This is a genomic window from Brevundimonas naejangsanensis (genome assembly GCF_003627995.1).
GTDB lineage: Bacteria > Pseudomonadota > Alphaproteobacteria > Caulobacterales > Caulobacteraceae > Brevundimonas > Brevundimonas naejangsanensis_B.
On sequence record NZ_CP032707.1, the window covers coordinates 648,509 to 672,068 of the forward strand.

Below are 23,560 nucleotides of genomic sequence, written 5' to 3' on the forward strand. Positions count from 1 at the left end.
CTTTTCCTGTTTCAGTCTGCGGGGCTTAACGCTCCACGCACATCGCCACGCCCATGCCGCCGCCGATGCACAGGGTAGCCAGGCCCTTCTTGGCGCCCGAACGCTTCATCTCGTGCAGCAGGGTGGTCAAGACCCGCGCGCCCGAGGCGCCGATCGGGTGGCCGATGGCGATGGCGCCGCCGTTGACGTTGACCTTGGCCGGGTCGAGGCCCAGTTCCTTGACCACGCACAGAGACTGGGCGGCGAAGGCTTCGTTGGATTCGATCAGGTCCAGGTCGGCGACGCTCCAGCCCGCCTTTTCCAGCGCCTTCTTCGAGGCCGGGATCGGGCCCGTGCCCATGATGGCCGGGTCCACGCCCGCCGTGGCCCATGAGGCGATGCGGGCCAGGGGTTCGAGGCCGCGCGCCTTGGCCTCGTCGGCCGGCATCAGCACTAGGGCGGCGGCGCCGTCGTTCAGGCCCGAAGCGTTGGCCGCCGTCACCGTGCCGTCCTTGACGAAGGCCGGACGCAGCTTCTCCATGGCCTCAAGGGTGGCGCCGTAGCGGATGTATTCGTCCTGATCCACGACCACGTCGCCCTTGCGGGTCGAGATGGTGACGGGGGCGATCTCGTCGACGAACTTGCCGGCCTTCTGGGCGGCCTCGGCCTTGTTCTGCGAGGCGACGGCGAAGGCGTCCTGAGCGGCGCGGTCGATCGACCACTTGTTCGCGATGTTCTCGGCCGTCTGGCCCATGTGGTAGCCGTGGAAGGCGTCGGTCAGGCCGTCCTGCAGCATGGTGTCCTTGAAGGCCAGATCGCCCATCTTCTGGCCGTTGCGAAGCTGGGCCGTGTGCGGCGACTGGCTCATGCTTTCCTGCCCGCCGGCGACGACAATCGTCGCGTCGCCTTCGCGGATCTGCTGATAGGCCAGGGCCACGGCCCGCAGGCCCGAGCCGCACAGCTGGTTCAGGCTCCAGGCCGGGGTCTCGTTGGGCAGGCCGGCGCCGATGGCGGCCTGACGCGCCGGGCCCTGCCCTGCGCCCGCCTGCAACACTTGGCCCAGGATGACTTCGTCCACCTCGGCCGGGGCCACGCCCGCCCGCTCCAGCGCCGCCTTGATGGCGACCTCGCCCAGCTTCGACGCCGACAGGGTCGACAGGGCGCCGAGGAAGGAGCCGACCGGCGTGCGGGCGGCGGAGACGATGACGACGTCGGTCATATTTTATTCACTCCCGGGAGAAATTCTTGCGCGAGGTTGTGCCGCATTCGCGGGCGCGCGTCACCTGTTGCGATGCAGCAATCGCCAAATCGTCATCAGGGCGCCGCAGCATGGACGGAACGATGAGCGCGGCCGCGCCTTGAACAGGGAGATGCTGATGTTGCTTAAATCCCTCGCCCGACGAGTCTGCACCCCCGACGACCTGGACCTGATCGAACACTATCAGACCCGGGCCGAGCGGCTGGCCGACCTGTGGGTCCATGCGGTCGGCCTGGCCTTGGCGGCGGTCGGCGGCGTGGTCCTGGCGGTGCTGGCCAGCCTCTATGTGGGCGTCGGCGCGGCGGTGTCGACGGCTATCTACGCCCTGTGCCTGGTGGCCATGCTGACGGCGTCCACCGTCTATAACCTGACCCACCCCTGCGCGGCGCGGCCGGTGCTGCGACGGCTGGACGAGGCAGCCATCTTCCTGATGATCGCGGGCAGCTACACCCCCTTCACGACCCAGAGGTTCGAGGGCGGCTGGGCCATCGGCTTCACCCTGGCCGTGTGGCTGATGGCCTTCGCGGGCGCCGGGGTGAAGATCCTGGCGCCGCGCCTGTCGGACGCTTTCTGGAGCCTGGTCTACGTCCTGTTCGGCTGGGTGGCCGTGGTCGCGCTGAAGCCGATGATCGAGACGGTGCATCCGCTGGCCCTGGGCCTGCTGGTGGCCGGGGGGCTGATCTACACCTCGGGCGTCTTCGTCTTCATCAGCCGCAAGATCCGCTTCCGCCGCGCCATCTGGCACGGCTTCGTCGTCACCGGGGCGGGAGTGCACTGGACGGCGGTGCTGGTCGGGGTGGTGCTGGTCGGGGGCGCCTGAACGCCCGCTTGACGCCAAGCCTCACTGGGGACTCGCCTTCGCGCGCGCAATGCGGGATGGTTGGGCGTTGCAACAACGCGAGAACAAGCGTGGCCGACAAGAAATCCGAGGGCGGAAAAACCCGTGACGGCATGGTCGTCATCAAGAAGTATGCGAACCGGCGGCTCTATAACACCGCCACCAGCGCCTATGTGACGCTGGATGATCTGGCCCGCATGGTGCGCGAAGGCGTGGAGTTCGTGGTCTATGACGCCAAGACCAACGACGACCTGACCCGCCAGATCCTGACCCAGATCATCTTCGAGGAAGAAAGCCGCGGCGAGGCCCTGCTGCCGGTGCAGTTCCTGCGACAGCTGATCGGCTTCTACGGCAATTCGATGCAGGCGGTCCTGCCCTCCTATCTGGAGATGTCGCTGGACAGCTTCACCCGCCAGCAGGAGCAGCTGCGCGGCCAGTTCACCCGCGCCTTCGCCGCCGCGCCAGGCGGCGGGCTGATGGAGGAGGCGGTGCGCCAGAACATGGCCATGTTCGAGCGCGCCATGAAGATGTTCCCCGGCTTCGCCTATGGCCGCCCCGAAGGCGAGCCGGCCGAGCCCCCCCCCCCGAATCCAGGAGCGACGCGAAGTCGGAGCAGGCCTCCGAGGGCGCGGCCCTGGACGAGATGCGCCGCCAGATGGACGAGATGCGGGCCCAGATCGACCGCCTCGCCCAGGCCAAGGGCTGAGGCCCCTCCCGTGACGGACGAGATCCGTCCCATCGGCGCGCCGGACCCGCTGAACGATCCCGTCGTCGAAGACCGCCGCGAGAGCGACCGCCGCCGTCGCGAGCGGCGGCGCGCCCGCGCCCTGATCGCGGCCGAGGCGGAAACGTCGGAGGAGGCGGCCGATCCTGCCGCCGGCCCGGCAAAGCCTGCCGTCATGCCGCCTCCGCCGCCTGCGGCTTTCGCCGCCCAGGTGCTGGGCCAGTCGGGGCAGAAGCGCGGGCTGAAAGGCGGCGCGCCTGTGCTGGACGCGGCGCGCGCCACCTATCTGGGCCGGGAATATTCGGGGCGGCACGATCGCCGCCCCTCGCCGGGACGGGCGCGCAAGACCGAGATCTGAGGCGGCCAAGGCGGGTTGGCGCCCGGCTTGCGTGGGCGCAGGCGTCAATCGTCTTCGGATCGCGCCATGCCCGACGCTCTCGCCCTCGCCGCCCGCCTGTTCGACGCCACGGTCGTGGCCGTGATCTTCCTGGCCTTCAGCTAGGCGTTCAGCCCTCCCCCAAACGGCCGTCATCCTTGGGGAATGAAGCCGCGTAGCATGAGACGGCGTAGCATCGGGCGGCGGAGCATGAGGCTGCGTGGCAGGCCCCGATCAGAACTCGGTGATCGCCCCCGGGCGGCGGGAGCGCGACTTCAGCCACATCACGCCCAGCAGGTCCGAGAAGGACGCCCGCAGCCGGCCCCAGTTGGTGTATTTCGAGCGGCCCGTCTCGCGGTGGCGGTGATCGACCTCGAGGTAGCGGTTCTCATACCCCTCGCGGATCATCAGCGCCGGCAGATAGCGGTGGATGTGATCGAAGTAGGGCAGGCGCAGGAAGACGTCGCGGCGGAAGGCCTTCAGCCCGCAGCCGGTGTCGTCGGCGTCGTCGCCCAGCAGCTTCTTGCGGATGCGATTGGCCCACAGGGAGGCCTGGCGCTTGGCGGTGCTGTCCTGGCGCTTGGCCCGGACGCCGCCGACCAAGGCGACACTGGGCGGGGCGGCGATCAAGGCGTCGGCCAGGCGCGGGGCGTCGGCGGGCGGGTTCTGGCCGTCGCCGTCCAGGGTGACGACGATCGGCGCCCGCGCGGCCAGGACGCCGGTGCGCACCGCCCGGCTCTGGCCCGCATTGGTCCCGTGCGACAGCACCCGCAGGGCGGGCAGTTCGGCCATCGCCGCCTGCAGCTCGGCCAGGGTCGAATCCCGGCTGGCGTCGTTGACGAAGATCATCTCATAAGACCGCCCGGCGAAGGCCTCGGCGATTTCGCGCGCCAGGGGCACGGCGGCGCCGGATTCATCATGCACGGGCACGACGATGGAGATGTCAGGCTGGGCAGCGGAACGGTCGATCATCGTGGCTCTGTAGCGCAGGCGGCGGCCGAACGAAACGCCGCGTCCACAGGCGGCGCTCAAGCTGAAGCTTCCGGGCGATGCGTCCGGCGTGATACGACAGCGCCATGAACCGCCCGAACCTGGATCGCTACATCGCCGGCTGGCGCGGCCCTGTCCTCGCGGCCCTGCTGGCCCTGATCGCGGGCCTGCCCAGCCTGCTGCTGCTGCCGCCGCTGGACCGCGACGAGAGTCGCTTCGCCCAGGCCACGGCCCAGATGCTGGAAAGCGGCGACTTCGTCGACATCCGCTTCCAGGACGAGCCCCGCTGGAAGAAGCCCATCGGCATCTACTGGATGCAGGCCGCCGCCGTGGCCGCGACCTCGGACGTCGAGGACCGCGACATCCAGCCCTATCGCCTGCCGTCCCTGCTGGGGGCCATGCTGGCGGCCTGGGCCATCGCCTGGGCGGGCGTCGCCCTGTTCGGCCAGAGGGCGGGCTTCCTGGCCGGGGCCATGATGGGCGCCACCTTCCTGCTGTCGAGCGAGGCGGGCATCGCCAAGACCGACGCCATGCTGTGCGGCCTGACCACCCTGTCCATGGCGGCCCTGGCGCGCATCTATATGGCCACGCGGGCGGGCGAACGGCCCGAGCGGCTGCACAAGCTGCTGTTCTGGGCGGGCATCGGCCTGTCGATCCTGATCAAGGGGCCGATCGGCCTGCTGGTCGTGGCCCTGTCGATCCTCGCCCTGTCGATCTGGGACCGGAACATCAAATGGCTGGGCCGCCTCGGCTGGGGCTGGGGCCTGCCGCTGGTCGCCCTGCTGGTCGGGCCGTGGGCCATCGCCATCACCATCGCCACCGACGGCGGCTTCTGGCGCGAGGCCATCGGCGGCGATCTGGCCCCCAAGATCGCGGGCGCCCATGAAAGCCACGGCGGCTTCCCCGGCATGTATCTGCTGCTGTCGCCCCTGCTGCTGTTCCCCGCCACCCTGATGCTGCCCGCCGCCCTGTCGACCGGCTGGCGCCGCCGCGCCGAGCCCGCGGTGCGCTTCGCCGTCTGCTGGCTGGTTCCGGCCTGGCTGATGTTCGAGCTGGCCCCGACCAAGCTGTGGCACTACACCCTGCCCACCTTCGGCGCGATCGCCCTCCTGGCCGCCGCCGCCCTGACCCAGCCGATCGGCAAGGTCTCGCGCGTCACGGGCGCTCTGCTGGGCCTGTTCGCCGCCGTCGTTATCTGCCTGATCACCGTCTACGGCCTGACCGAATATGGCCGCTCGACCGCCCAGACCTGGGCGACCGTGACCATCGTCTTCGCCGTCATGGCCGCCGCCGTCGGGGGCTTCCTGCTGCTCAACCGCGCGGCGATCACCGGGGTGCTGATGGCCCTGGCCTTCGGCGTCATCGCCCACGCAGGCCTGGCCGGGACCATCCGCCAGCTGCGCCCCCTGTCGATCGCGCCGCGCCTGGTCCAGACGCTGGACTCGGCCGAGCTGAGCCCGCGCCAGGGGCGCTATCCGGGTCCCGTGGCCATCACCGGCTTCCATGAGCCCAGCTTCGTCTTCCTGACCAGCAAGGACACCGAGCTGACCGACGGCCCCGGCGCCGCCCGCGCCCTGGGCGAGGGCCGTCCCGCCATCGTCGAGGCGCGCGACGACGAGGCCTTCCGCCACGCCCTGGCCGACCTGGGCGCCGCCGGGCGGGCCGTCGGCGTGGTCACCGGCCACAACTATTCCTCGGGCGACGACGTGCGCCTAACCGTCTATGCGCCTGCCGGGGCAGGCGAGAGGAGCGCGCGCTGATGGGACGCTTCATCCAGATCGTCGAGGTCGGGCCGCGCGACGGCCTGCAGAACGAGAAGACGGTGCTGGAGCCCGCCGTCCGCGTCGACTTCATCCAGCGGCTGGAGGCGGCGGGAGCCAGACGGATCGAGACCGTCAGCTTCGTCCATCCCAAATACGTGCCCCAGATGGCGGGCGCCGAAGAGGTCATGGCCGCCCTGCCCCGCGCCGAGGGCCGCAGCCGCATCGGCCTGGTGCTGAACGGCAAGGGCTATGACCGCGCCCTCGGCACCGCGGTGGACGAGGTCAACGTCGCCATGTCCGCGACCGACGGCTTCGGCCTGAAGAACCAGGGCCTGACCGTCGACCAGCAGGTGCAGATGCTGTCCGACATCATGGCGGGCCGCGCGAACGCGGACGGCGCGCCCGGCGCCACGCCGAAGCTGTCGGCCACCCTGTCCTGCGTCTGGGGCTGCCCGTTCGAGGGCGAGGTCTCGGTCCAGCAGGTCGGCGACCTGGTCGCCCGCATCGCCGCCCTGGGCGTCGAGGAGATCGCCCTGGCCGACACCATCGGCGTCGGCGACCCGTGGAGCGTGACCAGGAAGGTCGAGGCCGCCCGCCAGGCCGCGCCGGACGCGACCTTGCGCCTGCATTTCCACGACACCCGCAACACCGGCCTGGCCAACGCCTATGCCGGCGTCGAGGCCGGGGTGGACGTGCTGGACGCCTCGGTCGGCGGTATCGGCGGCTGCCCCTTCGCCCCCGGCGCGACCGGCAATCTGGCCACCGAAGATCTGGTTTACGCCCTGCACCGCGGCGGCTTCGAAACCGGCTATGATCTTGATGCCCTTATCGACACGGCCCGCTGGATCGGCGACAGGCTCGGCAAACCCAACCCCAGCGCGCTGAGCCGGGCGGGTCGCTTTCCAGCGTCCCGCAGCTGACCTCAGCCGCGACCCTCTTCGTTGAAGCCACCGGCGCCAACCCCTCCTCTTTCTCGGAACGCCATGCCCTCCATCTGCATCGACGGCTACAACCTCACCCTGTCCCAGGGAACCGGCATCGCCACCTACGGCCGCAACCTTCTGACCAACGCCCGGGCGATCGAGCTTCGCACCGAGGTCCTGTACGGCCCGGAGGTGAAGCGCAGCCGCAACGAGGTGCTGAACGAGGTGGCGCTGGTGGACGCCGAACGTCCGGCCCGCCCCCTGAACGGCCGGCGCAAGGCCATCCGCATGATGGACACCTTCAAGGCCCGCTTCGGTTGTTCGGCCCACCCCGTCAAGCCGTCGGGCGAGGTCATCTGGCCGACCCGGGGCGGCGGCCGTCCCGACGCCGACCAGTTCTGGGCCGCACCGTCGCTGTTCAAGCTCGCCAACCGCTCCTTCCAGGCCTATCGCAAGATGACGCCCGTGACCTTCGACGCCGCCACCGAGGCGCCGCGGCCGGACGTCATGCATTGGACCTGCCCGCTGCCGCTGCACGCCAGCGACGCGCCCAACATCTACACCTTCCACGACCTGATCCCGCTGCGCCTCCCGCACACCACCCTCGACGACAAGCGGGCGTTCATGGCCCTGTGTCAGGCCGTCGTTCGCCGCGCGGACCACATCGCCGTCGTGTCGGAAACCACGCGACAGGACCTTGAGCGCATCCTGAAGGTGCCCGCGTCGAAGATCACCAACACCTATCAGGCCATCTCCCTTCCCGAACGGCTGAGGGCCCGCACCGACGAGGAAGTGCGCCAGGAACTCGAAGGCGTGTTCGACCTGCCATGGAAGGGCTACTTCCTCCATTTCGGCGCCATCGAACCGAAGAAGAATCTGGGCCGCATCGTCGAGGCCTATCTGTCGTCCGGCGTGAAGACGCCCCTGATCCTGATCGGCAAGCAGGGATGGCTGGTCGACGGCGAGACCGCGTTGCTGACGCAGATCAAGCGGGACCGCGGGGCGAACGCCCAGCGCATCCGCCAATACGACTATATGCCCTTCCCGTTGCTGCTGAGCCTGATCCGGGGGGCCAAGGCCACGCTCTTTCCCTCGCTCTATGAAGGCTTCGGTCTGCCGGTCCTGGAATCGATGGCCCTGTCCACGGCGACGCTCGCCTCGACCGGGGGCTCCCTGCCGGAAGTCGCCGGCGACGCCGCCCTCATCGTCGATCCTTATGATGTTCAGGCCATGGCGCGGGGCATCCGGGAGCTGGATCACGACCACGCCATGCGCGAGGAACTGGAGCGCCGAGGCCTGGTCCAGGCGGGGAAGTTCACGCCGCAGGCCTATCAGCAGCGGCTGAAGGCGCTTTACGGCCAGGTCGGCGTCTGAGCCGGAGGGGAAAGGGTCAGGCGTCTGCCCGCTCGAGGATCACCGCGCGCACCTCGCCGTCGCAGAGGCCCTGGCTCCATAGCCGCACCTCCAGCGGAGGGGCGGCCGGCGCGAGGTGCTGGGCCGGAAGGTCGAACTCCAGGGTCACGCGCCGCTCGCCGCGATGAAAGGCCAGGCCTTCGGTCGCGAACACCTGCTCCCCGGCGCAGACCTCAAGGACCAGCGCGCGCTCGTCCCGACGCCGCCCCATCAGGCGCGGGCCGTCGATCCTCAGATCGACATGAAGGCGATGAGCCCCAGGAAGGCGTTTCAGATAGGGGCCGTAAAAGACGTAGCCCTCCTCGCCCTTCACGATATCGAACGTCCCGTCCCGCCGACGCCCTGCGGGTCCGGGCGTCAGCGCCTCCAGCAAGGCCTCGGAAGCCAGCGCTCCTGGGGCCAGGCGCGCTGGACGCAGACGCGTCGTCGCGGGGGCCAGCGTCACCTCGAAATGCCGCCGCAGGAAGGTCTCGAAATCACAGTGGACGGCGTTGAGCCCCAGGACCGGCCGCGGCGCCAGCCCCTGGGCGAGGCGGGCGGCCTCGCCCTTGATCCATTCCCCCAGGCGCGTCCAGAAGGCCGCGTCCGCCCCAGCCTCGTCCCGCGACGACGGCGCGTCGATGATCAGCGCCTCGGCCGCTTCGGCCGCGCCCGTCAGGGGTTGGAACCCGGCTTCGACCAACAGCCGCGAGACGAACTCGCGATTGTCCGCATCGCCGCCGATCCAGCCCAGGCGAGCGCCGCGATCGGCGTTCAGGAGCCGGTCGATGAGGAACAGCGCGGCGTGCAGGCGATGGCGCGGAAGCTGGCCGTAGGTGGCTGGCCCATAGACGACGTCGCTCATCGCGCGGCTGTCGGCCTCGCCCGCCGCGTCGGCCAGCATCGAGGCCAAGCCGCGCGCCGGGCGCGCGTTCAGGTCGATGATCTCGAAGTCCTGTTCGGGCGCTCCCCAGTGCGGATCGGACCAGGGGTCGTCGGCGGCGCGCTCGACGAACCGCTCCCAGCTGTCTTCCTGACGCTGAGCTGCGTGCTTGGCCTGGGTGCCAGACGTATGTTCGCAGTGAAAGACCGCCGGGCCGCCCGCCAGGCGGCTGGGCGCGCCGAGACGCGCGGCCATCCTGACCGCCAGGTTGGAATCCACATGCCAGGCCCGCTGCATGCGCTCGTCGAACCCGCCGATCGCGAAGAAGTCCGCGCGCGGTGCCAGTTGGAAGTCCCCCGGGGCGTCGAAGCCGATATCGGGATCGTGATGCAGCACCGTCTCCCGAAGGGGCAGGCGATCGCACCACGCCCGCACCTGATCGGCCGCCTGCCTCGGCTGCGTCCGTCGCAGTTGCTCCCACATGAAGCGGGGCAGTTCGTGCCGGGGCGCGCCGTAATAGCCGTCGCGAACCTGGACGAGCGCATCGGCCAGCTCCGTCCCTGACGAGATCATAAGGACGTCCGGATTGGTGGACAGCACCCATCGGTTCGCCGGATTGGTGCGGCGCAGGCCGATGTTGCGGGCGATGGACTCGATGACCGCGGGCGCGTCCGCTGCCACCCTGCGCTCATGAAAGGCGGGGCGCACCCGCACCACCCGAAGCCGCCGCCTGGCCGCCTCGGTCAAGGTGTCGTCGATCGCCTCGGGGAAGGTGATGAACTCATCGGCGGTATTGTAGTCGACGAAGACGATCTCATCGTCGGGCTGGGTCAGGGCCTCGGCGATCGAGTTCAGGCTCAGGGCCGCCCGCCGCTGAAGCTTGGCGCCATAATCGTCGTTGCGACCATAGACGAGGACCGAAATCACCCTTGGAATCTCCGCCCTTCGGCGGCCAGGCCCTTTTCGACGGCCCAGAGGTCCCAGTTGGAGGCGGAGCTCAGCACGACCTCGTAGTCATCGTCTAGAAGACCTTTGATCTTCTCGATGCGATCCGCCACGCGGTTATGCTCGATCGTGAGCACCTTGGGACGGTAGCCCGCGTCCAGGATCGCCTCGAGAATTTCGACGTCCGGCCCCTCGACGTCAATGGATACGTAGTCGACGTCCTTCCGGACCCCGCTGTCCTGCAGCAGGTCGCCGATGGCGACGCTCTCCACCTGATGCTCCTCGAAGACCGAGCGGTCGTGATGGTCGCCCGAGGCGAACTCGGCCAGGCTCGAAATCTCGGGGAAACTCGGCACATGGCGGAAGGAAAGCAGGCCTGCGGCCTGCGGCAGGGCCGCCGCCTTGGCCAGTTGCGCCAGGGGGCGGGCTTCCTCGATCGCCGGCCAGAAGTGCGGGTTGGCTTCGACCAAAAGCCCGCGCCAGCCGAAATCGCGCTCGAGCGTCAGGGTGTTCGACAGATGGACGCCGTCGCCCACGCCGATCTCCACGAACTGTCCCTTCCGCCGCCCCCCCGTCGCCATGAGGACGAAGGCGTCCTGCAGGAGTTGGGCATGGAAACGCATCGACGCCGAGTGCACCGCTTCCAGGAACCGCAGGTTCCACGCCGTTTCCGCCGACGCGCGGCCGCCGGCGGCGTAGGCTTCGTACAGGCACTGGACCGCGCCGTTCAAGCGTTCGTCAAACCTGCTTGCCATGAGCACCAATTCTCAAATTCGCTGCGGAGCTTATTTCAACTGGCGCAACAGCTTCTTACTGACAAGCCACGGCTGACGGCCGTCGGTCCAGAGCCGCACCTCCAGGCCCTCGCGGACCTTGGCCGCCAGCTCCGGCCCGATCTCGAATTCCGGACGCCACCGGAAGCGCCCGGGACCGGCGCGCTTCAGCTCGAAGATTTCGGCCTCGATCACGTCATCGACGTTCCAGACGATCTCGGCGACCATCCGGCTGGCGCGGAGGGCGCGATCGAACCGGCTCCGCCAGGGCACGCTGAGCTCCAGGTCCAGCCTGTAGCGGCCCTGAACCAGGCGGATGTTCGGTCCGTAGAGACGGTGTCCCGCCTCATCCTGCACCTCCAGCCTCAGCCCGCCTTCGGAATCGATGACGGAGCCGGCGCGCTTGCTCAGCGGGATCAGGTCCAGAACGGCGGCGCCGGTCGTCGCGACCCGGGCGCTGTCATTCGCCGCGATCCAGGGGCCGGGAAGAGGGTTCGGAGCGGCGACCTTGGCGGCAGGCGCTGCGGATTGAACCACCGGCGGCTTGGCCGCCAGCTGCGCATGGGCGGCCTCCAGCCTCGCGGCGAGGTAGTGCGCCAGGGCGTTGGGCAGGGCGGCGTCCCTGATCGGCTTGACGGTGGCCACGCGCTGCCGCGCTTCCTCGAAGAAGCGCGCGTAGGCCGCGCCGATCCGCTCGGGCGCATGATGGCGCGCGGCATAGGCGTGGTTCTCGGCGCGCGGGCAGGTCTCGGCGTCGGCCAGGACGTCCCGCACCGCCAGCGCCAGGGCCGTCACGTCGCCGACCGGGGCGGAGCGGCCTCGGCCCCCCTGGGCGAATTCGCCGATGGCGCCCGTGCGGAAGCCCGCGATGGGGGTGCCGCAGGCGATCGATTCCAGCGCCGTATTGGAGAAGGTCTCCTCCAGCGAGGGAATGACGGTGACGTCGGCGGCGCTGAAGAAGGCCGCCAGCCGGGTCTTGTCGGCGATATGCCCCAGCTGGCGAATCTCGAACGGCGCGTCGATGGCGATCTGGCGACGGCCGGCGCAGATGACCACGAGGTCCTCGGCCGCTGTTTCGCGCGCCAGGCGCTTGAGCATCCGCTCGAACTCGGCCGCGCCCTTGATGGCGGAATTGAAGGACGGCACATAGGCCACGATCCGCTTGTCCGCCGGAAGGTCCAGCATCCGGCGCGCCTCGGCCTGATCGATCGGGCGGAAGACGGTCGTGTCGATCGGATTGGGAATCTTCTCGACGCGGCAACCGGCGAACAGCGGCGACTGCTCGACGATGGCGCGGGTATGGTCGCTCAGCACCACCACCGAGACGTTGTCCATGTTCCAGTTGTCGCGCTTGTAGGCGAACTGGGCGTGCGGCAGGCTGACCTCCGCGGGCTGGAACTGCGGGCAGGGCAGGCAGGCCTGACGCCAGTTGTCGCAGCCATGGAAGAAGTGGCAGCCCCCCGTCAGCGGGTGCATGTCGCGGATGGTGAAGACCACCGGCTTGCCGCAGTTGGTCAGCCAGGCGATGTTCTCGTTGGACAGGAAGCGCGCGTACCAGTGCAGGTTGATGACGTCGACGTCCGCGACCATCGCCTCCAGTTCCGCCTGGGGCACGCCGTCGGTGTCGATCGAGAAGATGGTGTGGTCCTGACGCAGGAACGCATCCCTGGGGTGCACATTGTCGCCCAGGCGGGACGCGGCGATGCGCAGCGGCGCGGCGCCCGGAACGGCCTTCCAGCCCTCGAACAGGTTGCGGAACCGAACGGTCGACGGCACGCCGGCCGCCAGCAGCGCCAGATGGACCCCGCGCGCGGCGCCGCCCGCGCCCTGGGTCAGGGCGGTGGACAGCAGCAGCGGCCGCACGGCGCTGCTCCGGGCCGTCGCCAGCGCCTCCTCCAGCAGGGCCATCTGGCGCGCGCCGGAGAAATGCTCCAGCCGGGCCCTGGCCACCTCGAGGTTGTCGCCGTTCAGGCCGCCGCCGTCGATGATCGCCTCGATCGCCTGGGCCAGGGACTCGGGGTCGGCGTGGCGGGCGATGCGGACATGGTCGTTCGGCTCGCCCGCGACCTCGGGCTGGCCGCCCGCGTCCGTGACCACCACCGGCAGGCCCGCGGCGATCCCTTCCAGGATGGACATGCCGAAGGTCTCCGACCGGGCGCCCTGGCCGCTGGTGTAGGTCGAGGCCGACACCAGCAGGTCGAAGGCGTTGAGGAAGTCGGGCTCCTCGTCGAAATTGACGAAGGGACGGAAGGTCACGCCGCCCGACACCCCCTCGCGCGCGGCGACCGCCCGCAGATGCTCAAGCTCGCGATCTTCCTGCCCATAGACGAAGGTCACATGGGCCTCGCGTCCCCGCCGCTTCAGCAGGGCCAGGGCGCACAGCAGGTGCTCCTGCCCCTTCCAGCCCACCAGACGGCCGATGCTGACGATCCGCACGGGCGCCCCGCCCCGTCGGGCCGCCGTCTTCTCGCGCCCCGGCTTGCGGTGCTGGAAGAAGCGGTCGTGGACGACGTTGTGGACCAGGGAGACCTTGTGGAAGGGCACGCCCGCGTCCACCAGGGCGTCGCGCAGATAGCGCGACACGGCCGTGAACCGGCTGGCAGGGGACCGGGCCGCCACGCCGAGCAGATAGCGGCTGTAGTCCGTGTCCTTGACCAAGTCGAACACGTCGATGCCATGGCACATATAGAGGGCGGGCGCCTTCTGATGGGCCTCGCCCAGCCGGCTCAGCAGACGCCAGCCGTTGATGGCGAAGTGGAAGACGAAGCCCTCGAACTCCACACCGCCGATCAGGTCCTCGACCAGGGCGCGGTAGAGCCGCGGCGGCGTCTGCGCCGGATTCAGGGTGACGACCAGGTCGAACGGCCGCTCGTTCGGCAGGACCCGCTTGTCGCACAACACCACGTGGACGCGATCGTCGTGGGCATTCCAGCGATTGATGAGATCGGGGATGAAGGTCTCGGACGGCCGCGAGAAGACTTCCAGATAGTGCAACAGCACCTTGCGCCCCGCGGCCGCGCGCTTGACCCCCTCGACCAGGGCGATGAGGGCCGCGACATCCACGCCCGCCGCCTCGATATTGGCCCGGCGGGGATCGAGGCCCAGCACGCGGCACAGGTCCCAGCGCGGCTGGAAGGCCGGGTCCTCGGCCTTCACGCGCCGCAGCCCCCAGACATGATGCAGCATCTCCTTCAGCGCCGAGAGGAACAGCGGCGCCGACGCATGGAAGTCCGGCGACTGGAGATCGGCCAGGACGGTGCGGACATAGCGCAGGATCGCGCCCGCCTGCTTCTCCTCGAAGCGATAGAGATACAGCGCCTCGGCCACGTCCTCCGGCAGGAAGGGGAAGAACAGGCGGTAAGAATTCACCCATTCTCGGATGACCAGGCGCCGATGCGCCTCTGACTGGGCCGACGACAGCCCCCCTTCAGCGAAATAGAGTCCCCGTCCTTCGATCAGGCGGAAGGCCACGCCCATCTCGCGGGCCCGACGCATCCAGATGGCGTCGGAAACGATCCGCAAGCCAGGATCATAAAGCCCCACCCGCTCATAGACGGCCTTGGGCACGAGGAAGGCCGAATGGTTGATGCCCAAATGGTGAAGGAAAACGCCGTCGGTCATGACTGATGACTTCACGCTGCGGGCGCCGTGCGTGTAGCTGGAATAGACGACTTCGTCCGCACGGGGCGCAGCCTGAACCAGTCGCTCGACGAAATCGGGCTCATAGGTGTCAGCGGCGTGAAGGATCAGGACATAGTCCCCGGTCGCGCGGCGGATGCCCTTGTTGATGGCGTCGTAGATGCCTTCGTCCGGCTCGGACGTCCACGACGCCAGGCCGTCGGCGTAGCGGCGGATGACGTCCAGGGTTTCGTCCGTGCTGCCGCCGTCGACGACAATGTGCTCGATCGCGCCATAGGTCTGGGCCCGGACGCTCTCGATCGTCTGCGCCAGGGGCGCCGCACGATTCCTCACGACCGTGACGACGGACACCAGCGGCATTTCGTTGCTCATGAAGGCACTCAATTCTTTCGACGGCGCGGCCTGACGCTTCAGCCCGCCGATCAGGGACGCTCCCCGCCGACGGGTCCGCGCGCCCGGTTACAGGTTAGAGATCGGCCTTCACGGCCCGGTAAACGCTCTCGATCCCGTCCCGCAACCCGACGGCGGGGCTCCAGCCCATGGCGCGCAGCTTGTCGCCGCTCATCAGCTTGCGCGGCGTACCGTCCGGCTTGGACGAATCCAGGCGAATCTCGCCCTCGAAGCCGACCACGTCGCAGATCATCCGCGCCAGATCGATGATGGGGATATCCTCGCCCGACCCCACATTGACGTGCTCCTCGCCCGAGTAGCGCTGCATCAGGAAGACGCAGGCGTCGGCGCAGTCGTCGGCGTGCAGGAATTCCCGCCGCGGCGTCCCCGTGCCCCACAGCAGGACATGGTCCGCGCCCGCGACCTTGGCCTGGTGCGCCTTGCGGATCAGGGCCGGCAGGACGTGGCTGGTGTTCAGGTCGAAGTTGTCGCCGGGCCCATAGAGGTTCGTCGGCATGGCGCTGATGAAGTCGCAGCCGTGCTGGCGGCGATAGGCCTGGGCCAGTTTGATGCCGGCGATCTTGGCGATCGCATACCATTCGTTGGTCGGCTCCAGCGGGCCGGTCAGCAGGGCGCTCTCCGGGATCGGCTGGGGGGCCAGCTTCGGATAGATGCAGCTGGAGCCCAGGAACAGCATCTTGCCGACCCGATGCCTGTGCGCCGCCTCGGTCACGTTCGCGGCGATCATCAGGTTGTCGTAGAGGAAGTCCGCCGGATAGGTGTCGTTGGCCAGGATGCCGCCGACCTTGGCCGCCGCCATGAACACCGCGTCGGGGCGCGCGTCCCCGACGAAGGCGTCGACCTGGGCCGGGTCCTTCAGATCGACCTCGGCGTGCGTCGCGGTCAGGATTTCGCAGCCTTCGTCCTGAAGGCGCCGCACGATGGCGGAACCCACCATCCCGCGATGCCCCGCCACCCAGACGCGCTTGCCCCCCAGGGGGAAGACGACCTCACTCGGCATTGCGGCGCTGCTCCTTGGCCACGGCCACAAGGTCGGCGGCGACCATCTCGGCGCAGAGCTGCTGCCATTTGGTCTCGTGCGCCCAGCCCAGCTTTTCCCTGGCCTTGGTCGGATCGCCGATCAGCAGGTCGACCTCGGTCGGGCGGAAGTAGCGCGGGTCGATCTCGACGTAGATCCGGCCGGTCTCGGCGCAGATTCCCTTTTCATCGACGCCCTGGCCCTCCCAGCGCAGCCTCACCCCGGTCTGGCCGAAGGCCTCGGTGACGAAGTCGCGGATCACGGTCGTCTCGCCCGTGGCCAGGACGTAGTCGTCCGGCTCGTCCTGCTGCAGCATCAGCCACATGCCGCGCACATATTCGCGCGCATGGCCCCAGTCGCGCCGGGCGTCGATGTTGCCGAGGAAAAGCCGGTCCTGATAGCCCAGCTTGATGGCCGCGGCCGCCCGCGTGATCTTGCGGGTGACGAAGGTCTCGCCGCGCAGCGGGCTCTCATGATTGAACAGGATGCCGTTGGAGGCGTGCAGGCCGTAGGCCTCGCGGTAGTTCACCACGGTCCAGTAGGCGTACAGCTTGGCCGCCGCATAGGGGCTGCGCGGATAGAAGGGGGTCGTCTCCGACTGCGGGACCTCCTGAACCTTGCCGTACAGTTCGGAGGTCGAGGCCTGGTAGAACCGCGTCTTCTTCTCCAGCCCCAGGATGCGGATCGCCTCGAGCAGACGCAGCGTGCCGACGGCGTCGGCGTTGGCGGTGTATTCCGGCGTCTCGAACGACACCTGGACGTGGCTCTGCGCCGCCAGATTATAGATTTCGTCAGGTTGAACCTGCTGGACAATGCGGATCAGATTGGTCGAATCCGTCATGTCTCCATAGTGCAGGATGAAACGGGGATCCTGGTCGTGAGGATCCTGGTAGATGTGATCGATCCGACCGGTGTTGAAGGACGAGGAACGCCGCTTGATGCCGTGAACCGTATATCCCTTGGACAACAGAAGCTCGGCCAGATAGGCGCCGTCCTGCCCCGTCACCCCGGTGATCAAGGCAACCTTGTTACCCGCCGTCATTCTCAACACTACCCTTCAACTCAGAATCTTTCTTACCGTAACCGCCGTTCGCCCCAAGCGCGAGCATAAACGTCCCCGTCTCCCTCATCCGGCGAAAGCGAGCCCGAAGAGCAACACACGGAGTCTTACGGAGCGAAGCCTAGGTCGCGGCGGGCGGCTGATCGACCCGGCAGACCCGGACGTCGAAGAACTCGAACACGCCGCCGAGCGAGCTTTCCGCCAGGATGAGCCGCAGCTCCGCCCCGGTTTCGGCCCGCCACTCATACTCCGCGGACACCTCGAACACGCCCTCGCGCCCAGGCACGAACGCATGAGAGGCGTAGGTAGCGTTCTCGCCCCACTCCAGCCGGTAGGTGTGGCGGCAGGCCCACCGATCGACCAGGAAGGTCGCCGTCGCCCGCCAGACGCCGGCGGGCATCAAATCGTAGGGCCCCCAGACCAGGGCGCGCGCGCGCCCCGCGACATCCATGCGCTGGACGCGCTCCCGTCGCTCCGCCTCGCGCATGTCCAGGTGGAACCGCTCCGGCCCCCAAATCCGCGTCTGCGTCGAGGGTGCCCCGCCGGTCCCCGTCACGCCGCCCCCAGCCATGCATAGATGTCGACCGCCTCCTCGATGTCCTCGAAGATGCGCGCCTGGCCGCTTTCGACCAGCAGGGCCCGGTCGCAGTAGGTCCTGATCAGATGGGTGTCGTGCGACGCGATCATGAAGGCCCGATCGGCGCGCTTGGCGAACAATTCCTCGTTGCACTTCTTCTGGAAGCGCGCGTCGCCGACCGCCACCAGTTCATCGATGAGGTAGCAGTCGAAGTCGATGGCCAGCGACAGGCCGAAGGCCAGTCGCGCGCGCATCCCCGAGGAGTAATGACGGCATGGCTCCTTGAGCGCGCGGCCCAGCTCGGCGAAGTCGTCCACCCGCACCAGGAGCTCGTCGTAATCCTTGCCATAGAGGCGGGACAGAAAGCGGATGTTGTCCAATCCGGTCAAACTGCCCTGAAAGCCGCCGGCGAACCCGATCGGCCAGGACGGCCTCATGCGCCAGTCGATGCTGCCGCCGCTGACCGGCAGCACGCCGCCCAGCATCTTGATGAGCGTGGACTTGCCCTGGCCGTTGCGGCCGAGGATCGCCAGGCGTCCGCTGCGCTCCAGATCAAAGCTCAGGTTCGTGAACAGGGAACGGTTCGCGTGGCGGTAGGACTTGGACAGTCCGACGACCCTCAGCCCCACGTCGTACGGCGCTTCAGGCTCGACCGTCACTCTTGACGATGCTCCCGCAGGCCCGCCCAGAGCAGACGCCCCAGCAGATACAGCGCCAGGCTGCTCAGAAACACAATCAGGAACGCCCGCAGGCGTCGGGGCTCCATCGGCTGGTCGGCCAGATTGGGCTCGACGATCCGGTCCAGGTACAGCTTCTGACGCCGCGCGTCCTGCTCGGCCGTGAGCAATGCGGCCGAGGCCTGGAGCAGGGCCTTCTCGGCCACCTCGCGCTGCAAGGCGAGGCTTTCATAGGCGGCGATCTTGGGCGCCAGCGACCCCGCTCGCCCCGTCAACTTGGCCCGCTCCTGCTCGACCTGCGTCTCATAGGAGGCGATGCGGCCGCGAAGGATGGGAATTTGCGGGCTCTGGGGCGCGGACTGCTGAATCTGGGCGAGCTCCGCCTTCAGTTCGGCCAGAGCGCGCAGCAGCCCTGAAATCACCTGGGTGGACTCGCCGGCGACGAGTTGGGGATCCAGAAAGCCTTCGCGGTCGCGGAAGGCCGCCATCTGCTGCTGGACCTGGGCGCGCCGGGCGGTCGCCTGGACCACGGCGGCCTCGGCGTCCTTGACCGCGTCCCGCGCCGCCCGTTCGTTCAAGCGGTTCACCAGCTCTTCGCCGCTATCCAGCAGGGTCCGGTTCATCGCCTGCGCCTCGCGGGCCGAAAAGGCCTGGACCCGCAAGGTGGTGATCCCGGTGGTCGCATTATAGCCGACGACGACGAACCGCTTCAGCGCCTCGAAGCGCCCCTCGCTCGAGGCCGGCTGGAAGGGCCGCGGATAGCGGGAGAACAGGTCCGCGCCATGCGCCGACAGGACCTTGTCGAGATCGAATTTCCGATCCAGGGTCTCGGCCGCATCGCGCGAAACCAGGTATTCCTGCACCGTGAACGCGTCGGACGTGCCCGTGCTTACGCCGACGCCCTGCAGGACCATGCCCAGGTTGCTGGGACGCGCCTCGTTGACCTTGCGCACGACGAAGTGCGACTCCGAGACATAACGCGGCGTCGCGATCACCCCCCAATAGAGGGCGCCCACCACCGTCGGCAGCGCCACGATCAGCAGGAACGGCAGATGCTTGCGCACCCTGGATCGCCAATCCTTGCGGGTCTCGACGCTTCCCGGGACGGGGCCGATATATCTCAGGTCACCGGACATGGAAGCCGCTCTCCAACAAACAATCAGTCGACTTCAATGTAACCCTCGGCGCTTTTAATCAGCAAAAGGCCCAGAAGAATCATCACGATAGACGATCCGAGCGCATAAAAGACATTGTAGTGGGTGATGACGAATTCGCCGAAAACGCCAGACCTGATCATCTCCACAGCATTCGGAAAAGGAACGAACAGGTAGCGCTCACGAACCGACGCGGGAATCCAGTCCACCATGAAGAACACGCCGGAAAGGGGGATCATCGCATAGGTCAGGACAGGAACGATGCGCTCCATGATCTCGAAACGCATCGCAAGACCCGACAGAATGAACCCCGTCCCCATGGCCATCAGCCACATCAGCATCCATCCCGTATACAGCAGCAGCCAGTCATGCGGGAGGCCGACCTGGCGGAAGGCGAACAGGACGACATAGACGACGATGAAGGCCGCCGTCGCGCCGGCGAATTCAAGGATGCAGCGCGCGATGTGCAAATGCAGCGGCCCCAGCGCCCGATGATAGAGAAGGCCGAGGTTCGACCCGACGGCGCTGATGCTGAAGCTGATGCAGTGCCGCAGCAGCAGCAGGCACATGTAGCCCGTCATGACGAAGGGAGCGACTCCCACCCCATGCTGGTTATGCTGACGGATCAGCAACCACATGATGATCACGCCGAAGCAGAAGATCAGAGGCTCGCCGACGACCCAGAGGAAGCCCAGCCCCCGGCGGCCATAGCGGGTGGCCATCTCGCGCATCATCAGGGCGGCGAGAATCTGGGACTGCCGGACGACGAAGAAGCGGCTCATGCTTGGTGCATTTTCATCAGCGACGCCAAGTAAGTGGCCACCCCGGCGCGACGCTCATGGATTGCGCCGCGCCTGAAAATACCCGCCCCATGGCATGAAGCAAGGCCCGCCTTTCATCGAGTTGAATCAGAGATTCAGCAGCGCCGGGTCGCCGCCCTGGGCGGCGATGTTGATGCTGATGGCTTTCTCCGCCGCGTAGCGGATCAGGCTGTTGGGGCCGCCGGCCTTGGGGCCGGTGCCGCTGAGGCCCTCGCCGCCGAAGGGCTGGACGCCGACCACCGCGCCGATGATCGAGCGGTTGACGTAGACGTTGCCCGCCGGGACCAGTTCCATCACCTCACGGGCGAAGGCGTCGATGCGGCTGTGGACGCCCAACGTCAGGCCGAAGCCGCGCGCGGCCAGCTTGCCTGCGACCGTCTCCAGATCCTTCGGGTCGTAGCGGTAAACGTGCAGGATCGGGCCGAAGACCTCGCGTTCCAGGAAATCCGGCGTCGGGATCTCGGCGATGGTCGGGGCGAACAGGTCGCCCTTCTCGGAGCCGGCCGGCAGTTCGGCGCGGGCGATGATCTTGGCTTCCCTGGACAGGCGCTCGACGTGGGCGTCCAGGTTAGCGCGGCTCTCGGCGTCGATCACCGGGCCGATGTCGGTCTTGGGATCGGTCGGGTCGCCCAGCACCTGGGCCGCCAGGGCGCCCTTCAGGCCCTCGATCAGGGCGTCGGCCGAATCCTTGGGCGCATAGAGGACGCGAAGCGCCGAGCAGCGCTGCCCCGCCGAGCCGAAGGCCGACATGATCACGTCGTCGATGACCTGTTCCTTCAGCGCCGTGGTATCGACGAACATGCCGTTCAGGCCGCCCGTCTCGGCGATGAAGGGGATGATGGCGCCCGGACGCGCGGCCAGGCCGCGGTTGATGGCGTTGGCGGTGTCGGTGCCGCCGGTGAAGGCCACGCCGTCGATGCCCGGATGATTGGTCAGGGCCACGCCGACCGTCTCGCCGCGGCCGGGGACCAGGGCCAGCAGGTCGGGATTCAGACCGGCCTTGTGATAGAGGCGCACGGCTTCGGCGGCGATCAACGGCGTCTGCTCGGCGGGCTTGGCCACCACGGCGTTGCCGGCGGCCAGGGCGGCGGCGATCTGGCCGGTGAAGATGGCCAGCGGGAAGTTCCACGGGCTGATGGCGGCAAAGACGCCGCGGCCGTGCAAGACCAGTTCGTTCGTCTCGCCGGTCGGGCCCTTCAGGATCTGGCGGCCGCCGAAGTCGCGCTCGGCCAGCAGGGCGTAGTAGCGGCAGAAGTCGGCGGCTTCGCGCACCTCGGCCACGCCGTCGTTCAGCGTCTTGCCCGCTTCGCGCGACAGCAGGGCGACCAGACGGTCCAGCTCGGCTTCCAGAGCGTCGGCCATGGCGCGCAGCACCGGGGCGCGGCCCGCGCCGCCCAGACGGTCCCAGGCGACCTGGGCTTCGGCGGCGGCGTTGACGGCGGCATCGACATCCTCAGCAGAGGCTTCAGAGACATGGCCCAGCACGCGGCTGCGGTCATAGGGGTTGGTGACGTCCTGCGGATTCACGCCGGCGCGCAGCTTGCCGCCGATGATCGGGCCGGCGGTCAGCTTCTCGCTGTCGACGCGCTCCAGGGCCTGGGCGTGGCGGTCACGGTCAGCGGCCTGCGAATAGTCGCGGCCGAGGGAGTTCTGGCGGTCACCGTAGATGTTCATGGGCACAGGAATCTTCGGATGGCGGTCGGGCTGGGCCTCGACGGCGGTGATGGGATCGGCGGCCACGTCGGCCGCAGGCACGCGCTCGTCCAGCAGGGCGTGGACGAAGGAGGAGTTGGCGCCGTTTTCCAGCAGGCGGCGCACCAGATAGGGCAGCAGTTCCTCATGGCCGCCGACGGGGGCGTAGGCGCGAACGACGACGTCGCCCCACTCGGCCCGGGCACCGTCATACAGGGCCTCGCCCATGCCGTGCAGGCGCTGGAACTCGATGGTCACGCCGCGATCGGCGGCCATGCGGTGCACGGCGGCCAGGGTGTGGGCGTTGTGGGTGGCGAACTGGGCGAAGATGTAGGGCGAGGCCTCGATCAGCGCCTTGGCGCAGACCAGGTAGTTCAGGTCGGTCGCCGGCTTAGTCGTGAAGACCGGATAGTCGGGACGGCCGTTGACCTGGGCCAGCTTGATCTCGGTGTCCCAATAGGCGCCCTTGACCAGGCGCACCATCAGGCGGCGGCCCGAGGACTTGGCCAGTTCGGCCAGCTTGGCGACGGTCTCGGTCGTGCGCTTCTGATAGGCCTGAACGGCCAGGCCCAGCCCCTGCCACTCGCCCAGCGCCGGCTCGCGCGCCAGCCGCTCCAGCAGCTTCAGCGAAAGAGCCAGACGGTCGGCCTCTTCGGCGTCGATGGTGTAGTTGATGTCGTATTTGGCGGCGATCAGGGCCAGGCGCAGGATGCGGGGATACAGCTCCTCCCACACCCGGTCCTCCTGCACCGACTGATAGCGCGGCGACAGGGCCGACAGCTTGACCGAGACGCCGTGGCCGCGCTCGGGGCCCTCGCCCTTGGCCGTCTGGCCCACAGCCTCGATGGCGTCGGCGTAGATCTTCTCATAGCGTTCGGCATCGGCGGCGGTGCGGGCGCCCTCGCCCAGCATGTCGAAGCTGCACAGCCAGTTTTCGCGCTCCGAGCGCTTGAGGGCCGCCTCGATGGTGCGGCCGACGACGAACTGCTCGCCCATGATCTTGACCGCCGTGGCGACGGCCTGGCGGATGACCGGTTCGCCCAGGCGCCCGGCGATGCGCTTGAGGAAGCCCGGCAGGTCGGCGCGCGCCTCCTCATCGACGTCGACCAGCTTGCCGGTCAGCATCAGCCCCCAGGTCGAGGCGTTGACGAACAGGCTGTCCGACTGGCCCAGGTGCGAGGCCCAGTCGGCCGAGCCGATCTTCTCGGCGATCAGCCGGTCGCGCGTGCCCGCGTCCGGCGTGCGCAGCAGGGCCTCGGCCAGGCACATCAGGGCCAGGCCCTCGCGGGTGCCCAGGCTGAACTCCTGCAGGAAGCTCTCGACCACGCCCTGACGCTTCTGGCTCTTGCGCGCGCTCTCGACCAGGCCGACGGCGTCGGCCAGCACGGCCGCGCGGCCGGCCGCATCCAGAGGCTGGGCGGCCAACAGTTCGGCCACCACCGCCCGCTCGTCCCGGAACTTGTTCCGGTCCAGCTCGTCCCAATGCTTGAGGTCGGTCGGCGTCATGAAACTCACCCGAGATCACATCCTGCGATTTTCTGCGTATATGCAGAAACTAACCGAATGTGCAGTGCATGACAGCCCGTATTCGCAAGGATCCTTCGGCCCACGCCGCCAAAACCCCTGCAAATTCGCCAGCCAAGCTCGCCCGACGCCCGCCGCCTCGT

17 protein-coding genes and 1 pseudogene are annotated in these 23,560 nt (G+C 68.4%); 6 read left to right on the forward strand and 12 right to left on the reverse strand.

Features of this window, described 5'->3' with window-relative positions:
* Nucleotides 1-25: 25 nt before the first annotated feature.
* Nucleotides 26-1,198, reverse strand: a complete 1,173-nt coding sequence (locus tag D8I30_RS03050; RefSeq protein WP_121481433.1) for an acetyl-CoA C-acetyltransferase — start codon at nucleotides 1,196-1,198, stop codon at nucleotides 26-28.
* Between the two features lie 157 nt (nucleotides 1,199-1,355).
* On the opposite strand from D8I30_RS03050, the gene trhA reads away from it, so the two are divergent.
* The 3 genes and pseudogenes from trhA to D8I30_RS03065 all read left to right on the forward strand — a co-directional run bounded on the left by trhA (nucleotide 1,356) and on the right by D8I30_RS03065 (nucleotide 3,157).
* Nucleotides 1,356-2,057, forward strand: a complete 702-nt coding sequence (gene trhA, locus D8I30_RS03055) for a PAQR family membrane homeostasis protein TrhA (RefSeq protein ID WP_240387302.1) — start codon at nucleotides 1,356-1,358, stop codon at nucleotides 2,055-2,057.
* A 131-nt stretch (nucleotides 2,058-2,188) separates the two neighbouring features.
* Nucleotides 2,189-2,781, forward strand: a pseudogene (gene phaR, locus D8I30_RS15085) (polyhydroxyalkanoate synthesis repressor PhaR).
* A gap of 10 nt (nucleotides 2,782-2,791) precedes the next feature.
* Entirely contained in the window at nucleotides 2,792-3,157 is a 366-nt protein-coding gene (locus D8I30_RS03065) for a hypothetical protein (protein WP_121481435.1), read from the forward strand.
* A 252-nt stretch (nucleotides 3,158-3,409) separates the two neighbouring features.
* Here D8I30_RS03065 and D8I30_RS03070 read toward each other — a convergent pair whose 3' ends face one another.
* On the reverse strand, nucleotides 3,410-4,147 hold the full coding sequence (locus tag D8I30_RS03070; protein WP_121481436.1) for a glycosyltransferase family 2 protein: 738 nt from the start codon (nucleotides 4,145-4,147) through the stop codon (nucleotides 3,410-3,412).
* Nucleotides 4,148-4,251: 104 nt separating this feature from the next.
* On the opposite strand from D8I30_RS03070, the gene D8I30_RS03075 reads away from it, so the two are divergent.
* From D8I30_RS03075 to D8I30_RS03085, 3 genes are all read left to right on the forward strand, one after another.
* A complete protein-coding gene (locus tag D8I30_RS03075) occupies nucleotides 4,252-5,925 on the forward strand; it encodes an ArnT family glycosyltransferase (protein ID WP_121481437.1) in 1,674 nt (557 codons plus the stop codon).
* A complete protein-coding gene (locus D8I30_RS03080) occupies nucleotides 5,925-6,848 on the forward strand; it encodes a hydroxymethylglutaryl-CoA lyase (RefSeq protein WP_121481438.1) in 924 nt (307 codons plus the stop codon). Before D8I30_RS03075 ends, D8I30_RS03080 begins: the two co-directional genes overlap by 1 nt.
* 63 nt (nucleotides 6,849-6,911) lie before the next feature.
* On the forward strand, nucleotides 6,912-8,225 hold the full coding sequence (locus D8I30_RS03085; RefSeq protein WP_121481439.1) for a glycosyltransferase family 4 protein: 1,314 nt from the start codon (nucleotides 6,912-6,914) through the stop codon (nucleotides 8,223-8,225).
* A 16-nt stretch (nucleotides 8,226-8,241) separates the two neighbouring features.
* Here D8I30_RS03085 and D8I30_RS03090 read toward each other — a convergent pair whose 3' ends face one another.
* The 10 genes from D8I30_RS03090 to putA all read right to left on the reverse strand — a co-directional run bounded on the left by D8I30_RS03090 (nucleotide 8,242) and on the right by putA (nucleotide 23,399).
* Complete coding sequence (locus tag D8I30_RS03090) at nucleotides 8,242-10,053, reverse strand: hypothetical protein (protein WP_121481440.1); 1,812 nt, start codon at nucleotides 10,051-10,053, stop codon at nucleotides 8,242-8,244.
* Entirely contained in the window at nucleotides 10,050-10,802 is a 753-nt protein-coding gene (locus D8I30_RS03095; RefSeq protein ID WP_162938794.1) for an FkbM family methyltransferase, read from the reverse strand. Before D8I30_RS03095 ends, D8I30_RS03090 begins: the two co-directional genes overlap by 4 nt.
* Before the next feature lie 54 nt (nucleotides 10,803-10,856).
* Nucleotides 10,857-14,855: a glycosyltransferase gene (locus D8I30_RS03100; RefSeq protein WP_121481442.1), complete on the reverse strand. Its 3,999-nt coding sequence runs from the start codon at nucleotides 14,853-14,855 to the stop codon at nucleotides 10,857-10,859.
* A 94-nt stretch (nucleotides 14,856-14,949) separates the two neighbouring features.
* Nucleotides 14,950-15,894: a GDP-L-fucose synthase gene (fcl, locus tag D8I30_RS03105; RefSeq protein ID WP_121481443.1), complete on the reverse strand. Its 945-nt coding sequence runs from the start codon at nucleotides 15,892-15,894 to the stop codon at nucleotides 14,950-14,952.
* The gene (gene gmd / locus D8I30_RS03110; RefSeq protein ID WP_121481444.1) at nucleotides 15,884-16,954 is read right to left on the reverse strand and encodes a GDP-mannose 4,6-dehydratase; all 1,071 of its coding nucleotides are present in this window, start codon (nucleotides 16,952-16,954) and stop codon (nucleotides 15,884-15,886) included. Before gmd ends, fcl begins: the two co-directional genes overlap by 11 nt.
* A 139-nt stretch (nucleotides 16,955-17,093) precedes the next feature.
* Nucleotides 17,094-17,543, reverse strand: coding sequence for a hypothetical protein (locus D8I30_RS03115; RefSeq protein ID WP_121481445.1), 450 nt, complete (start codon nucleotides 17,541-17,543; stop codon nucleotides 17,094-17,096).
* Entirely contained in the window at nucleotides 17,525-18,208 is a 684-nt protein-coding gene (locus D8I30_RS03120; RefSeq protein ID WP_240387303.1) for an ABC transporter ATP-binding protein, read from the reverse strand. Before D8I30_RS03120 ends, D8I30_RS03115 begins: the two co-directional genes overlap by 19 nt.
* A complete protein-coding gene (locus D8I30_RS03125) occupies nucleotides 18,205-19,290 on the reverse strand; it encodes a chain-length determining protein (RefSeq protein ID WP_240387304.1) in 1,086 nt (361 codons plus the stop codon). Before D8I30_RS03125 ends, D8I30_RS03120 begins: the two co-directional genes overlap by 4 nt.
* A gap of 95 nt (nucleotides 19,291-19,385) precedes the next feature.
* Nucleotides 19,386-20,162 carry an ABC transporter permease gene (locus tag D8I30_RS03130; RefSeq protein WP_205570741.1) on the reverse strand — a complete coding sequence of 259 codons (777 nt, stop codon included), beginning with the start codon at nucleotides 20,160-20,162 and terminating at the stop codon, nucleotides 19,386-19,388.
* Nucleotides 20,163-20,288: 126 nt separating this feature from the next.
* A complete protein-coding gene (putA, locus tag D8I30_RS03135) occupies nucleotides 20,289-23,399 on the reverse strand; it encodes a bifunctional proline dehydrogenase/L-glutamate gamma-semialdehyde dehydrogenase PutA (protein WP_121481447.1) in 3,111 nt (1,036 codons plus the stop codon).
* Nucleotides 23,400-23,560: the final 161 nt, after the last annotated feature.